The sequence below is a fragment of the Rhizobium sp. BR 314 genome (assembly GCF_047445805.1).
In the GTDB taxonomy this organism is placed as follows: Bacteria; Pseudomonadota; Alphaproteobacteria; order Rhizobiales; family Rhizobiaceae; genus Rhizobium; species Rhizobium lusitanum_B.
Map to the genome: position 1 here is coordinate 1 of NZ_JARWLA010000075.1, position 13,898 is coordinate 13,898.

At 58.4% G+C, this 13,898-nt stretch carries 12 protein-coding genes and 2 pseudogenes; 10 read left to right on the forward strand and 4 right to left on the reverse strand.

Going from position 1 to position 13,898, the window contains the following annotated elements; genetic code table 11:
* Window positions 1–1,096, reverse strand: a pseudogene (locus QD461_RS35720) (IS481 family transposase); the annotation flags it as partial.
* Window positions 1,097–1,398: 302 nt separating this feature from the next.
* Window positions 1,399–2,004 (reverse strand): hypothetical protein, encoded by a 606-nt coding sequence (locus QD461_RS35725; RefSeq protein WP_414091553.1) that lies wholly within the window; start codon window positions 2,002–2,004, stop codon window positions 1,399–1,401.
* Window positions 2,005–2,569: 565 nt separating this feature from the next.
* Between QD461_RS35725 and QD461_RS35730 the strand changes: the two genes are divergently transcribed.
* Together QD461_RS35730 and QD461_RS35735 are read left to right on the forward strand one after the other, a co-directional pair.
* Window positions 2,570–3,049, forward strand: a complete 480-nt coding sequence (locus QD461_RS35730) for a hypothetical protein (RefSeq protein WP_414091554.1) — start codon at window positions 2,570–2,572, stop codon at window positions 3,047–3,049.
* Between the two features lie 465 nt (window positions 3,050–3,514).
* The gene (locus QD461_RS35735) at window positions 3,515–3,715 is read left to right on the forward strand and encodes a hypothetical protein (protein WP_414091555.1); all 201 of its coding nucleotides are present in this window, start codon (window positions 3,515–3,517) and stop codon (window positions 3,713–3,715) included.
* Between the two features lie 575 nt (window positions 3,716–4,290).
* Here QD461_RS35735 and QD461_RS35740 read toward each other — a convergent pair.
* On the reverse strand, window positions 4,291–4,587 hold the full coding sequence (locus QD461_RS35740; protein ID WP_184708404.1) for a PsiF family protein: 297 nt from the start codon (window positions 4,585–4,587) through the stop codon (window positions 4,291–4,293).
* 271 nt (window positions 4,588–4,858) lie between these two features.
* On the opposite strand from QD461_RS35740, the gene QD461_RS35745 reads away from it, so the two are divergent.
* Window positions 4,859–5,608, forward strand: a complete 750-nt coding sequence (locus QD461_RS35745) for a cytochrome c biogenesis CcdA family protein (protein ID WP_414091560.1) — start codon at window positions 4,859–4,861, stop codon at window positions 5,606–5,608.
* Between the two features lie 72 nt (window positions 5,609–5,680).
* On the opposite strand, the gene QD461_RS35750 is transcribed toward QD461_RS35745, so the two are convergent.
* The gene (locus QD461_RS35750; protein WP_414091556.1) at window positions 5,681–6,883 is read right to left on the reverse strand and encodes a UbiH/UbiF family hydroxylase; all 1,203 of its coding nucleotides are present in this window, start codon (window positions 6,881–6,883) and stop codon (window positions 5,681–5,683) included.
* Between the two features lie 213 nt (window positions 6,884–7,096).
* Between QD461_RS35750 and pcsA the strand changes: the two genes are divergently transcribed.
* The 7 genes and pseudogenes from pcsA to QD461_RS35785 all read left to right on the forward strand — a co-directional run.
* A complete protein-coding gene (gene pcsA, locus QD461_RS35755; protein ID WP_184708398.1) occupies window positions 7,097–7,822 on the forward strand; it encodes a phosphatidylcholine synthase in 726 nt (241 codons plus the stop codon).
* Window positions 7,823–7,833: 11 nt separating this feature from the next.
* The gene (locus QD461_RS35760; protein ID WP_414091557.1) at window positions 7,834–8,817 is read left to right on the forward strand and encodes a quinone oxidoreductase family protein; all 984 of its coding nucleotides are present in this window, start codon (window positions 7,834–7,836) and stop codon (window positions 8,815–8,817) included.
* 41 nt (window positions 8,818–8,858) lie between these two features.
* On the forward strand, window positions 8,859–10,433 hold the full coding sequence (locus tag QD461_RS35765) for an ABC transporter ATP-binding protein (protein WP_414091558.1): 1,575 nt from the start codon (window positions 8,859–8,861) through the stop codon (window positions 10,431–10,433).
* Complete coding sequence (locus tag QD461_RS35770; protein WP_414091559.1) at window positions 10,423–11,508, forward strand: ABC transporter permease; 1,086 nt, start codon at window positions 10,423–10,425, stop codon at window positions 11,506–11,508. Before QD461_RS35765 ends, QD461_RS35770 begins: the two co-directional genes overlap by 11 nt.
* On the forward strand, window positions 11,505–12,425 hold the full coding sequence (locus QD461_RS35775) for an ABC transporter permease (RefSeq protein WP_184708390.1): 921 nt from the start codon (window positions 11,505–11,507) through the stop codon (window positions 12,423–12,425). The genes QD461_RS35770 and QD461_RS35775 overlap by 4 nt, the downstream gene beginning before the upstream one ends.
* 53 nt (window positions 12,426–12,478) lie before the next feature.
* Window positions 12,479–13,555 carry a BMP family ABC transporter substrate-binding protein gene (locus tag QD461_RS35780; protein WP_184708389.1) on the forward strand — a complete coding sequence of 359 codons (1,077 nt, stop codon included), beginning with the start codon at window positions 12,479–12,481 and terminating at the stop codon, window positions 13,553–13,555.
* Between the two features lie 147 nt (window positions 13,556–13,702).
* A pseudogene (locus QD461_RS35785) lies at window positions 13,703–13,898 on the forward strand (IS1182 family transposase); the annotation flags it as partial.

Genomic DNA, 13,898 nt, shown 5'->3' on the forward strand with positions numbered 1-13,898 from the left:
AAGCTGACGAGCCAAATACCGTCGTCGACCTCCTTGATTCCCAGTTTCTGTCCTGCCAGCACTGTCGAGATATTGATCTTCTTGCGGTAGATGCAGATGCGGCCGCAATGGGTGACCAGTGCGTCACGGTCGTGGAACGGATAATCGATCTCCGGCAGGCCGTTATATCGGCGCGCCGATGGCGTGTAGAGAGCGGCCGGCGTCTTCATCGATAGGGCTTCATGCGGCCGCTCGGTATTGAATTCGCTGACGAACGCATCGAACCGAGCCTGTTGCTGCAGGATATTTCTGCCAGGTGGCCTGGTCGCCTCTTTCTTGAGCGTCAGGTGCATGCGCTCATGCCGGCCATTGTCTTGCGGATGGCCCGGCCTGATGCGCTCGAGCGCGATGCCGAGCCGCAGCCACCAGACTGACAGCTTCGACAGATTGTAGAGGCCGTTGGGGCTGGCGAACGGCAGGCCGTTGTCACTGCGGATCGCGCTTGGCAGGCCATGTTCGGCAAACAATCGGCGGAACGCCTCGAACACACCCACCTCCTTTGTCGATTCGAAGGCTTCACAGGCAAGCAGGTAGCGTGACACCTGGTCGGTGACCGTCAGCGGGTAACAGTATCGGCCGTCACCGAGCTTGAACTCGCCCTTGAAATCGGCACACCACAGATCATTCGGCGAAAGGGCCTGTGATAAGGCCGTTCCCTCTGCCCGATGGCGTTGCCGCTTACGTGCATGAGCGACCAGCCCGTGCCGGTCAAGAACGGCATGCACTGTGCTTTTCGACGGCACGCGCACATCGCCGGCCAGACGCTTCACCAGCAGTTCTCTGATCTTCCTGGCACCCCAATGCGGCTTGTCCTTCTTGAGCCGCACGATCATTGCCTCCACTGGCTCGGGCAAAACTGGTTGGCATAGCGCACCGGCCGCCGTGACCGATCCGTCAGAGCCTCCAGGCCGTCGTCCTTGTAGCGGTTGAAGATCTTGTAGCCGGTCTTGCGCGAAATGCCGAACTCCCGGCACACTTCGCTCATGCCTTCGCCCTCAAGCAGCCGGGCGACAAATCGTAGACGTTCCTCCATCATCGAAGTCTCTCTCCACGGCATCAACACCTCCCGCTTCAAAACGGAAAGTGTTACCCATGTCTCCGGTACAATACGTCACCTATCTCTCAGGTCGGGCAGATTGATCTGAAAATAAAAATCTCATCAGTATCTCGCCCGAGCCTAATCTGCGGTTTGCGCTAAACTGATCCTGGTTTGCGAGTTCATTTGGCCTTCCAAGGCCCCGTGATTTACGGGCTGTAGTCGGCTGATCCTGTGTTAACCGAGAGGTCGCATCGAACACCTCCATCAAGGAGAGCCTCTAGCGGAAGATTCCTGGTGAAAGCGCCGTCAGGCTCTCTTCTTTACGCGCAGCATCCCTCGTGTTCTCGATACCAGTTTTCGAATTCGGCAATGGTGTCGATGCCGTGGTCCATGACGGCTTCGTAGACGAGTGCGCTGGGAATTGACGCGCCGTTTTGCGGAGCTTCAGCCAGTGCGGTCTTTATCCGCAAGATCGTCTCCCGATCTCCATCGGTCAGTCTCGGTATCAGGGTTCTCACATGGGCGATATCGGGCTGCCGCTCCGGTTGGTCGACCAGCCAGATGTCGATGGTCCACATTGTGCGATCCGGGCCCTGAACGGACAGCCAGAGATAGAGCCCGTCCGGATACTTTTCCGGTTCTCTATTCCACTGGCCGCAATCGTTGCGGAAGCGCACGGCAACCACCTGTTCGGTCATCCTCATGAAGCCGGCACCGAGTGCGCTGAATGCTTCAAGTGCGTCGGCGTCGAGTTTGGCGCAGATAACGGTAATGTCGATATCCCGCCGAACCATCAGACCCATCGCGGAACTTCCAACACGAACCGGCTGTCCAAGAACGGAGAAACACTCATTGAGCTGCAACGCCCGGACGACTTGATCGGCTTGCGCCTGTAGTTGCCTTTGGGTTTCAAGCAGGTCCGACATTCCGTTTCTCCGCTGATACGTTGCAAGCTTATTCGATTCCCGTATCGGGGGTACCGAAGCTGGGTTTCGCTTTCAATAGCAGAGAGATACGACCGGCAACACGTGAGGGCTCATCGCAAAGAGCCAAATTCGAATATGCCGGAGCCCAAGGCATGTCCAGGAAGGTGCGCGGCGGCATTTTTATCGCAATGTTTGAAAATTAATAGGATGAACATGTCCGCAGTTCAAAAACGCGTGGAAGTGCGCCGGTTCAGGCAGATGTCGCAAGCAAGATTCTGCTTCCCGGAATGACGTATCGCGTTCATTTTTCAATCAAAGCGAGAACAAGTATACTAACGATCAGCAAGCTGTATGATCATGTGATTGCCCGACGAGGTGCCGAAGGGTTATAGACTGGCCTGATGGCGGTCTGGTTCGCAGTGCGGATTCGTGCCGCCGCACCGGACGTGTGCCATGGCTCAATGGGTATGTTTGGTGCCAAGATTAAGTGGCATGCGCTGCGACGTGGTAGGTCGGTCACAAGCCGGTTGCTGCCGAGATGGCGATTGGCAAAGACGATGGATGCATGATGGAATTCTTGGCTGAGCTGTCTTCGTGGGAAATCTATGCGATCGTTTGCGGGCTGCTCGGGACGGCGGGTGTCCTGCTCGGTGCTATCGCCCGCAAGAAATTCGCGATGGCTGCGAGCCTGCTACCCTTGATCGCGATCGCCATGACGACGCCCGTGACTGAACGCATCGTGATCCCGTATCTCACCCAGCGCTATCCGGTTGTTTTTGCCAACAAGGAGCTGCCTAAGAAGATCGATCAGCAAATCACGCTGAAGAAGATTGATCTGACGGATCGAATCTACAGCTACTTCTATGATCTGGACCTCGATGACGACTGGTTCGATGCGCCTCTCGTCAAATCGGCCCAGATCTCTGATCTATGCGACTTCTTGCTGCCGAAATTCGATTCCGGCGAAGCGTCCCTGGCCAACTACATCTATCAGTTCAAGGGGAAGGACTATTCTTTCTCCGTCGATAGCTCTGACTGCTCGTAGCGGCACTTGTGACCAACCTCGAATGACAATCTGACGCATCGGCCCAGCGGCTCGTGAATGCGCGTTTAGCCCGCGGCCAAGTGCCTTCGCCGAACAGCATTTAACTAACACCGGGCAATCACAATCGCCGCTCAAGGGACTGACGGAGTGCGTCCGGCGAAGGGTGTCAGATCCCTTTCGCCGGACGCTGCGGTAACGGCGCGGAGGCTACCGTCACCGCGTCTCGGCCGCAGTGCGGACGCCGGAAACAGGTTGAGCGTTCCGGGGCGCAGTCCATCCCGGTTCATTCCTTGCCGGCTTATACGGAAGCGGCTGTCGGATAGTTTCATCGGTTCTCATATAGTCTTGAGCGACTCTCATTTTGTGGCTTCCTGCGATCGAAAGCGGCAGCGGAGTACCCGGCTCATTGCGGAACCTAATGGAATCGTCGTGGTTTCTCTTGCGAACAGAAGGAGAAACAAATTGATGCCTGGTCAAACTCGCGATCCAGATTCCCGAAAAGAAAGCAAGCAGCCGTTTGCCAAGATACAACATAGCAAGGCCGATGGCCCGAAAAAGTCGAAAGCCGCCGACGAGGAAAGTGCAATTGTTGCCGATCCGCGCAATAGACTCGCAGATGGCAAAGTCGATCCATCAACGAAAAAACGGAAGCCGAGCCGCAAGTGATCCTGTGTGGAGAGAACACATTTGGCGGCGTCTGACTGCGTTTGTCTTGTCTGTGAATAGCATGGGAGAAGCTTCGCATGTCTTGGCAACAGAGCCGGCCGGATGCGGTCTATTCTCCGACGGTCGCATGGGATTTGTGATAGCGACGCGGCAGGCCAATGGTATGGACGGTTCGGGCCGCGTTCGGTTGACCGATGGCACCGAACCCGATTTCGTCTTCGGCCGCGCAGCCGCCGAGTTTTAGTCCCGATCTCGGTCGAAAACAAAACCGCGATGCTCTGCGGTCGTTAAGGCAAGTTGCATCGTGGGACACCCGTTGCCGCCGGAGCGCATGAATGCCGTGCCGCAAATTTAGCGCCAATGGACGGCTGAGGCTTAACCGAATTATCGATGCATAGTGCGACCAGATGCATCGTCTGCCAAGTGGGAATCTGGATGTGCATTTGCCTTATCGAAAAGATTTCAATGGCAAGCGCCGAGTTCTTTATGTGAAAGATGATATGAAATTCAGGTTGGCCAGCTTTGCCGCCATGGCGTGGCAAAGCTGGCCCTTAATTGAGGCGAATCCTAAGAGATTACGCCTTGCCGCCGTTCTTCTTGCACTCGCTGCGGAACTTGGCGCGAGCCTTCCCATGCAGCCCCTTGGCATCAGCCTGTGCCGAGCAAGCCTTTGAGACGTCGGTCTGGGCCGGTTTCATTGCCTTTGGCGCCATCGTGGTTGCTGCCTTAGGCGCTGTGGTCATTGCCTTGGGGGTGGTGGTGGCCGCAGGAGCCGTGGTCGTTGCGCTGGGTGTCGTCGCCGTTTGCGCCATGGCGCTGACGCTGAAAAGGGCGGCAAAGGCTGCAGTCGTGAACATAGTAACGAATCGCATAGGGGGACTTCCTCCGCTAACTATTTGGGTGAATGCACATTGTTGGACGAACAACGTCAGCTTGAACCAATATTTTAGCAAAAGCAATTCGTTCGTTGTGCTGCTCAGCAGCTGCGGCAAGCGCCCGCAAATGCCGGGTTTGCACGGGGGCGGACCTCTCCCAATTCCGTCAACTTTAAGGCAGTGTGGCGGGGCTTACTCGAAAAGGTGATTGGCCTTCCGCGACTCGCAACGCTAGGAAGAGGGCGAAATGACAGAGCCGGAGTTTATCGTGTCGCTTGCCGATATTTCGATCATCAGCGCCCTGATTGCGGGAGCGCTTTCGTTTCTCTCGCCGTGCGTGTTACCGCTCGTGCCGCCGTATCTGTGTTACATGGCAGGGATCTCGGTCGAGCAGTTTCGCGGCGGTGGAGCAACTGTCGCTGGGCCTAGTGTTCGCGGCAATGTTTTGATGTCGGCGCTGTTCTTTACGCTCGGCTTTGCCACCGTATTCGTCGCACTTGGGGCCGGCGCATCTTCCATCGGCATTCTGTTGCGCCAGCATCTCGATATTCTTTCGAAGATCGGTGGCCTCATCATCGTCGTTATGGGATTGAATTTCCTCGGTGTTTTTCGCATTGGCCTGTTTGCGCGCGAGGCGCGGTTCCAGAGTAATGGAAAGCCGGCGACCCTGACGGGTGCCTATATCATGGGTCTTGCCTTCGCTTTTGGCTGGACGCCGTGCATCGGCCCCGTGCTCGGCGCGATCCTCGGTATTGCAGCGTCACGCGAAACGGTCGGCGCCGGTGCTGGCCTGCTCGCCGTCTATTCGCTCGGGCTTGCTGTTCCGTTCTGGATCGCGGCCGGCTTTTCCGGCGCTTTCATGCGTTTTCTGTCCCGCTTCCGCCGTCATCTTGGCACGGTCGAGAAGATTATGGGAGGTCTGCTCATTTTGACCGGTCTTGCCTTCATCTTCGGTTATGTCAGCGATATGGCCATCTGGTTCCAGCAGACCTTTCCGATCTTGATGAGAATCGGCTGAAACATATCTCCGCCCGACGACCATCGGCAATTCCCGGTGGTTGTCTGGTTTGACGGGATGAGTTCGGACACTTTATCGGTGCAGCTTTTTCCGCAGCTTCGCGGTGAAGCTGCCCAAGCTACCACCGGGCTCGATGCCCTCGCGCATGACCATGTTGCGAAGGGGAGCGATGGCGGAAAGCACATGCAGCCCGGCAGCCCGCAGTACCTGTACCGGCAGGAAATCGGAAAGAAGCGAACGGTTGAGGAGATCGACGCTCGTCGTGCGGCTTATGACGTCGGCGCGGCGCCTGCGGTCGAAAATGTCGCCGGCCGAGGCCTGGATCGGTTGATCGGGACGACTGCAAAGGATGTCCGACAGCGCCAGTATATCACGCAAGCTCAGATTGAGCCCCTGCGCCCCGATCGGCGGAAAGACGTGAGCCGCTTCGCCGATCAGCACGGCGCGACCCTTGCCGAAGCGATACGCGGTCATTCCGGAGAGCGGCCACACCTGGACGTTGTCCTCGATCGTCACCCGGCCGAGCATCGATTGCATGCGCTCCTCGACCAATCGGCTGAGCTCCTCGAGCGATTTTTCGGCATTGGCAGCGGCTTCCGCCGGCTTTTGCACCCAGACGAGGCTGGAGCGATTGCCCGGCAGCGGCACTTGCGTGAACGGGCCGCTTTCCGTGTGGAACTCGGTCGAGATATTCTGGTGCGGCAGGGTATGCGCGAAGTTCAAAACCATGGCCGACTGCGGATAGGACCAGCCCTTGACCTTGATATCAAGGGTTTCCCGAACCAGTGAATTGCGCCCGTCGCTGCCGACGAAGAAGGCGGCCTCGATCGACTGACCGTTGTCGAGACCAATCGTCACGCCGTCATCGCGAAAGGTGATCTCCGAGGCGGTGGCTTCGATGCGGGTGATGTTGCCTTCCGTTTCGATCGCCGTGGCGAGGGTGTCGAGCAGCACGGCATTCGGAATGTTGTAACCGAAGGCTTCCAGGCCGATCTCAGAGGATCGGAACGAGACGGTCGGAGCCCGCAGCAGCCGGGACGTGCCGTCGATGATCCGCATCGTGGTGAGCGCTGCCGTCGAAGGCGCGATCTTGTCCCACAGCGTCAGGCGTTCGAGAAAGCGGATCGATTGATCCATCAGCGCCGTCGTCCGCTTGTCGGCCTTGTTGTGCGGCGCAGCCACCAGCGCGACGGATCGTCCGCCGCGCGCAAGCGCGAGCGCTGTGATCATGCCGGCCAGGCCACCGCCGATGACGGCTACTTCAATCTGCTTCATTTTCGATGCCTCAATTGCCTACAAATCTGAAAATAGACACTTAGCCTGTTGAAATCCATGGGATGAAACATCGCAACGGATGAAAATGACAGCAAGTCGCGCTAGCGTATTGGGATGAACGCATTTGCGCTGGCGGTATAGACCAAAGGATGCATATTAGCAGGAAAAACCGCTTGCCGGGGCAGGCGCATAAACCGACGAGTCGTGGGGCGGATGAAAATCTTCAATTACAAGCGGGTGCCTTATGCGGAGATGCGTGCGTTCTCCGTTCATATCTTGACGGCATCCGGGTCGTTTCTCGCCTTTCTCGGTGTGGTCGCAGCCTCGGAGCATCGCTTCGTCGATATGTTCTGGTGGCTTGGCCTGGCGTTGCTGGTCGACGGTATCGACGGGCCAATCGCCCGCAAGGTCCGGGTCAAGGAAGTGCTTCCGAATTGGTCCGGCGACACGCTCGACAACATCATCGACTATGTGACTTATGTGCTGCTGCCGGCCTTCGCGCTTTATGAAAGCGGCATGATCGGCGAACCCTTGTCGTTTGTCGCCGCCGGCATGATCGTGGTTTCCAGCGCCATCTATTATGCCGATATGGGCATGAAGACCGACGAGTATTTCTTCTCCGGTTTCCCGGTGGTCTGGAATATGGTGATATTCACGCTGTTCGTCATCGATGCCAGTGCGACGACGGCCATGGTTCTGGTTGGCGTTTCCGTTGTCCTGACCTTTCTGCCGATCAACTTTCTGCATCCGGTGCGCGTCAAGCGCCTGCGGCCGCTCAATCTCGGCATATTCCTGTTCTGGTCGGCGCTCGGCATCTATTCTCTGCTGATGAATTTCGTCATGCCGCAATGGGCTGTTGTCCTCTTCATCCTCAGCGGTATCTATCTCTATTGCATCGGCGCCGTGCTGCAGTTTTTCCCGTCCCTCGGGCGCCAGTAGGATTGCTCGCCATGAAGAAGACCAAGGTCATTCGCATCCACGAAAACGGCGGACCTGAAGTCATGAAGCTGGAGGAGGTGGATCTGCCGTCTCCCGGCGCTGGCGAGGTGCAGATCCGTCATGCCGCGATCGGCCTGAATTTCATCGACGTCTATTTTCGTTCAGGCCTCTATAAGGCGCCGCAGTTTCCGTTGTCGCTCGGCAAGGAAGCCGCGGGAACGATCACGGAAGTAGGGCCGGGCATTTCCGATTTCGCCGTCGGCGATCGCGTCGCTTATGCCGGCAGCGATGGCGCCTATAGCATCGAGCGCAACATCGAGACGCGTCATCTGGTCAAGGTGCCTGACGATATTCCGCTCGAAACCGCTGCGTCGATGATGCTGAAGGGTATGACGGCGGAATATCTGCTGAACCGCACCTTTAAGGTCGGTCCAGGAACGACATTGCTGTTTCACGCAGCCGCTGGCGGCGTCGGTCTCATCGCCGGCCAATGGGCCAAGGCACTGGGTGCAGGTACCGTCATCGGCACAGCCGGCTCCGCGGAAAAGGTCGAGCTGGCTTTGAAGCATGGCTACGACCATGTCATTGACTACAGCAAGGAAAGCTTCGCCGATCGCGTCCGCGAGATTACCGGCGGCAAGGGCGTCGACGTCGTTTACGACTCGGTCGGCAAGGACACGTTTCCGCACTCGCTCGATTGCCTGAAATCGCGCGGCATGTGGGTCACCTTCGGCCAGTCGTCCGGCCCGATTGAGAATTTCAACCTGGCGATCCTCAATCAGAAAGGTTCGCTTTTCGCGACGCGTCCAAGCCTTTTCGCTTATGTCGGCACACCAGAAGAGTTGAGAGCCAGCGCCGGGGCGTTATTTGCTGTTGTGCAAAGCAATAAAGTGCGTATCAATATTCATCAGACTTATCCGTTGAGCGATGCAGGGCGCGCGCACGCGGATCTGGAAGCCAGAAAAACGAGTGGAACTACACTACTGATCCCATAGATCCGTAAAGGGCAGGACGGTGGGAAGGAAATGAGGGGAACGTGTCGTCATCCGATGCACCGGCAAGCGGTGCGCTATTGTCGGTTCGCAAACTGACGAAGCTATTCGGCAGTTTTGCTGCCTGCAGCGAAATCGATCTTGAAATCCAGCCGGGCGAAATCCACGCTCTGCTCGGCGAAAACGGTGCCGGTAAATCCACGCTCGTGAAGATGCTCTTCGGCGTGCTGGAGCCAACGCATGGCGAGATCGTGTGGCAGGGGAAACCCGCCGGCATCGACTCCCCGGGCACGGCGCGCAAGCTCGGTATCGGCATGGTTTTCCAGCACTTCTCGTTGTTCGAGGCGCTGACCGTCGCGGAAAATATCGCGCTGTCGCTCGACGGCAAGATCCCGATTGCAAAAATATCCGAGGAAGCCGCCAAGCTTTCGCATGCCTACGGCTTGCCTCTCGATCCGAATGCGCATGTGGCCGACCTTTCGGTCGGAGAACGCCAACGCATCGAGATCGTCCGCGCGCTGCTGCAGAATCCGAAGCTGATCATCCTCGATGAACCGACGTCCGTGCTGACGCCGCAGGAGGCCGACCGGATGTTCGAGACGCTGTTCCAACTGCGGGACGAGGGGCGCTCGGTGCTCTACATCAGCCATCGTCTTGAAGAGGTGCAGCGTATCTGTTCGCGCGCCACCGTGCTTCGTCACGGCAAGGTGACAGGCGCCTGCGACCCGCGCCAGGAAACCACGGGCTCCCTGGCTCGGATGATGGTGGGCAGCGACGTCGCCAGCGTGAAACATGAAGGTCTTGGCAAGACCGGCGATATCCAGCTGGAAGTCGCGGGGCTTTCGGCTCCTGCGCGCACTCCGTTTGCCATGTCGCTGAAGGACGTTTCGCTGCGCGTTCGCGCCGGCGAGGTTCTCGCGATCGCCGGAGTTGCCGGCAACGGCCAGGGCGAGTTGTTCGATGTCATTTCCGGCGAACACACAGTCCCATCCGACAATCTGATCCGCGTGCGCGGCAAGCCGGTCGGCACCAAGGGCATCAATGCACGACGGTTGCTCGGCGCCGGCTTCGTGCCTGAAGAGCGTCATGGCCATGCCGCCGTTACCGCCCTGAAGCTGTCGGACAATCTCGTGCTCGCCCGCAATCAATCGGATCGCAAGACCTTTCTAAGAGGCGGTTTTCTCAACATCATCCGTCACGGCACCGTCAAGCAGGCGGCCAAACGGATCTGTCAGGTGATGGATGTGCGCAAGAGCGGCGAAGATCCGGCCGCCGGCGCACTTTCCGGCGGCAACCTGCAGAAATTTATCGTCGGTCGCGAGTTGGATCGGCAACCCAGCGTGCTCGTCGTCAACCAGCCGACCTGGGGCGTGGACGCGGGTGCTGCCAGCCGCATCCGGCAGGCTCTGGTCGATCTTGCTCGCGACGGTTCCGCCGTGCTTGTCATCAGCCAGGATCTCGACGAGATTTTCGAAGTCGCGACCGATATCGCCGTCATCTCGGAGGGACGTCTGTCGCCTGCCTATCCGGCCGGCGAATTGACCCGCGAAAAGATCGGCTTGCTGATGGGCGGCCTGCATGAATCCAAGATGCATTCGGAGCCTGCGCATGCGCATTGAACTTGAAAAGCGCCCGCAGGTTTCGAAATTGTTCGGCCTCCTGTCGCCGCTGCTTGCTCTGGTGCTGGCATTGATCGCCGGCACGATCATGTTTGCTGTGATGGGCAAGGACCCCGTGGAGGCGCTGAACGCCTTCTTCGTCGAGCCGCTGCTTGAAGTCTGGTCGTTACACGAGCTGGCAATCAAGGCCGGTCCGTTAATCCTGATCGCTGTCGGTCTCTGTGTCTGCTACCGCTCCAACAACTGGAATATCGGTGCTGAAGGCCAGTTTACGATGGGCGCTGTCGCGGGATCCATCATCCCGATCATCTTCACCGATTGGCATTCGCCGATGGTACTGCCGCTGATGCTGGTTGCCGGCGCCATCGGCGGTGCGCTCTATGCCGCCATTCCGGCATTGCTGAAGGCGCACTTCAATACCAATGAAATCCTGACGAGCCTGATGCTGGTCTATATCGCCCAGCTCTTTCTGGATTGGCTGTCGCGCGGGCCGTGGCGCGATCCGCAAGGTCACAATTTCCCGCAGAGCATCGATTTTCCGCCCGAGGCGGTGCTGCCGGCGATATTGGAAGATTCCGGTCGCGCTCATTGGGGTATCGTCTTTGCCGTCGTCGCGGCCATACTGACCTGGTTCCTGATGAAATACACGCTGAAAGGCTTCCAGATAACCGTTCTTGGCCAATCGGCACGGGCAGGGCGGTTCGCCGGCTTTTCCTCGCGGAAAATGGTCTGGTTTGCCTTCCTCTTCTCCGGTGCGCTGGCGGGTCTTGCCGGCATATCGGAGGTTTCGGGTTCGATCGGCCATCTGCAGCCGGCAATTTCGCCGGGCTACGGCTTCACTGCCATCATTGTCGCCTTCTTGGCGCGTCTCAATCCGCTTGGCGCCATTCTCTCCGGTCTGGTGCTGGCATTGACCTATCTCGGTGGCGAGGCGGCCCAGTTGTCGCCCGGTATTTCCGCCAAGGCTGCAAGCGTGTTTCAGGGCCTCCTGTTGTTTTTTGTGCTCTCCTGCGACACGTTGATTTACTATAAGATCCGTCTGGTGTGGTCGCGGGTTCGGGGAGGTGCTGCATGAGCGTCTTTGAAGCAATCCTCCTGACCATCATCACCGCATCGACGCCGCTCGTGATTGCTGGTCTCGGCGAACTCGTAGTGGAGCGTTCCGGCGTGCTCAATCTCGGCGTCGAGGGCATGATGATCATCGGTGCGGTCGCCGCTTTTGTCGGAGCGCAGATGAGTGGCTCCCCCTATGTCGGCCTTCTTGTCGGTATCGCGGCGGGCGCTCTGTTTTCACTACTGTTCGGCTTCCTGACCCTGACGTTGGTAACGAACCAGGTGGCGACCGGCCTGGCGCTCACCATCCTCGGCCTTGGCCTTTCCGGCATGATCGGCGAGGGATATGTGAGCGTACCCGGTGTGCAGTTGCGGGAGATCGCCTTCCCGTTCTTGTCGCAGATCCCGTTCTTCGGGCCGGTGCTTTTCAAGCAGGACCTGACGTTCTATCTCTCGATCGCGCTGCTCATCGGCGTCAACTGGTTCCTGTTCCGCAGCCGTGCTGGCCTGAAGCTTCGCGCCGTTGGCGATAGCCATGGCTCGGCGCACGCGCTCGGCATCGATGTCATTCGCACGCGCTATTTGGCCGTCATGTTCGGCGGCGCCTGCGCAGGGCTTGCCGGCGCACAGTTGTCGCTGGTCTATACGCCACAATGGGTCGAGAACATGTCTGCCGGTCGCGGCTGGGTGACGCTTGCCCTCGTCGTCTTCGCATCCTGGCGGCCGGCGCGCGTCATGGCCGGCGGCTATCTATTCGGCGCCGTGACGATCTTGCAATTTCATGCGCAGGGCTTCGGTGTGGGCATTCCCTCGCAATTCCTGTCGATGCTGCCCTATGCAGCGACTATTGTGGTTCTCGTCATCATCTCTCAAAATCGCCGCGCGACCTTGATCAACACGCCAGCCTCGCTCGGCAAAGCCTTCGTTCCGGAACGCTAGCGACAATAGCCGGATGGATTTCACCAAACCATGTCAAACCAACAGGGGTAACCATGAAGAAACTAGCACTCGCACTCGCCACGACCGCCGCTGCCATCGTTGGTTTCGCCGCCGCGGCCGAAGCAGCGCCGACCAAGGTCTGCTTCGTTTACGTCGGCTCGCACACGGACGGCGGTTACTCGCAGGCACATGATCTCGGCCGCCAGCAGGTCCAGAAGGAATTCGGTGACAAGATCGAGACGCCTTATCTCGAAAACGTACCGGAAGGTCCGGATGCCGAACGCGCCATCGAACGCCTCGCCCGCTCTGGCTGCTCGCTGATCTTCTCCACTTCGTTCGGCTTCATGGACGCGACCGTCAAAGTTGCCGCCAAGTTCCCGAAGGTGAAGTTCGAACATGCGACCGGCTTCAAGAGCGGTCCGAACCTCGCGACTTACAACTCGCGCTTCTATGAAGGCCGCTACATTCTGGGGCAGATTGCAGCCAAGACGTCGAAGAACCACGGCGCTGCCTACATCGCGTCCTTCCCGATTCCGGAAGTCGTGATGGGCATCAACTCCTTCGAGCAGGGCGCCCGTTCCGTCGATCCGAGCTTCAAGCTCAAGGTTGTCTGGGTCAACACCTGGTTCGATCCCGGCAAGGAAGCCGACGCAGCCAAGGCCATGGTTGACCAGGGTGTCGACATCCTGACGCAGCATACCGACACCACCGCTCCGATGCAGGTTGCTCAAGAGCGTGGAATCCACGCTTTCGGTCAGGCGTCTGACATGATCGCCGCCGGCCCGAAGGCTCAGCTGACCGCTATCGTCGACACCTGGGGCAATTACTACTCCAAGCGCGTTCACGCGCTGCTCGACGGTAAGTGGAAGTCCGAGCAGAGCTGGGATGGCTTGAAGGACGGCATCCTGAAAATGGCGGACTATACCAACATGCCTGACGACGTGAAGAAGATGGCTCAGGAAACCGAAGCCAAGATCAAGTCCGGCGAGATCGCACCCTTTACCGGCCCGATCAATAAGCAGGATGGCACGCCTTGGCTGAAGGCTGGCGAAAAGGCCGATGACGGCACGCTGCTCGGCATGAACTTCTACATCGAAGGCGTTGACGACAAGCTGCCTGCATCGAAGTAAGCAGTTTGACCTGATAGGTTGAAGAAAGGGGCGCTCTTGCAGCCTGTGTGAGAAGTCCGGCAAATCAATTAAAGTGGCCGCATTGGAAACGATGCGGCCATTTTCATGGGATTTGTTTCCGGGACTGATCGGGGTCAGAGGTCGCTATTGCCAGCGCGGATCGAGGATTACGTTGCCGCAGATGCCGCGGTGCGCGTGATCGATGCCTTTGTCGATGGGCTTGATGTTGCGCAGCTCGGCTTCAGGCGAGCGGTTGAGGCCTCGACAGGTCGTCCGCCCTACGATCGGCGTGATCTGCTGAAGCTCTACATCTACGGCTATTTTAACGAGGTGCGCTCATCCC

Coding starts and splice junctions, on each gene's coding strand:
- QD461_RS35725 (WP_414091553.1), bottom strand. CDS start 2,004: ATGTCGGACCTGCTTGAAACCCAAAGGCAACTACAGGCGCAAGCCGAT.
- QD461_RS35730 (WP_414091554.1), top strand. CDS start 2,570: ATGATGGAATTCTTGGCTGAGCTGTCTTCGTGGGAAATCTATGCGATC.
- QD461_RS35735 (WP_414091555.1), top strand. CDS start 3,515: ATGCCTGGTCAAACTCGCGATCCAGATTCCCGAAAAGAAAGCAAGCAG.
- QD461_RS35740 (WP_184708404.1), bottom strand. CDS start 4,587: ATGCGATTCGTTACTATGTTCACGACTGCAGCCTTTGCCGCCCTTTTC.
- QD461_RS35750 (WP_414091556.1), bottom strand. CDS start 6,883: ATGAAGCAGATTGAAGTAGCCGTCATCGGCGGTGGCCTGGCCGGCATG.
- pcsA (WP_184708398.1), top strand. CDS start 7,097: ATGAAAATCTTCAATTACAAGCGGGTGCCTTATGCGGAGATGCGTGCG.
- QD461_RS35760 (WP_414091557.1), top strand. CDS start 7,834: ATGAAGAAGACCAAGGTCATTCGCATCCACGAAAACGGCGGACCTGAA.
- QD461_RS35770 (WP_414091559.1), top strand. CDS start 10,423: ATGCGCATTGAACTTGAAAAGCGCCCGCAGGTTTCGAAATTGTTCGGC.
- QD461_RS35775 (WP_184708390.1), top strand. CDS start 11,505: ATGAGCGTCTTTGAAGCAATCCTCCTGACCATCATCACCGCATCGACG.
- QD461_RS35780 (WP_184708389.1), top strand. CDS start 12,479: ATGAAGAAACTAGCACTCGCACTCGCCACGACCGCCGCTGCCATCGTT.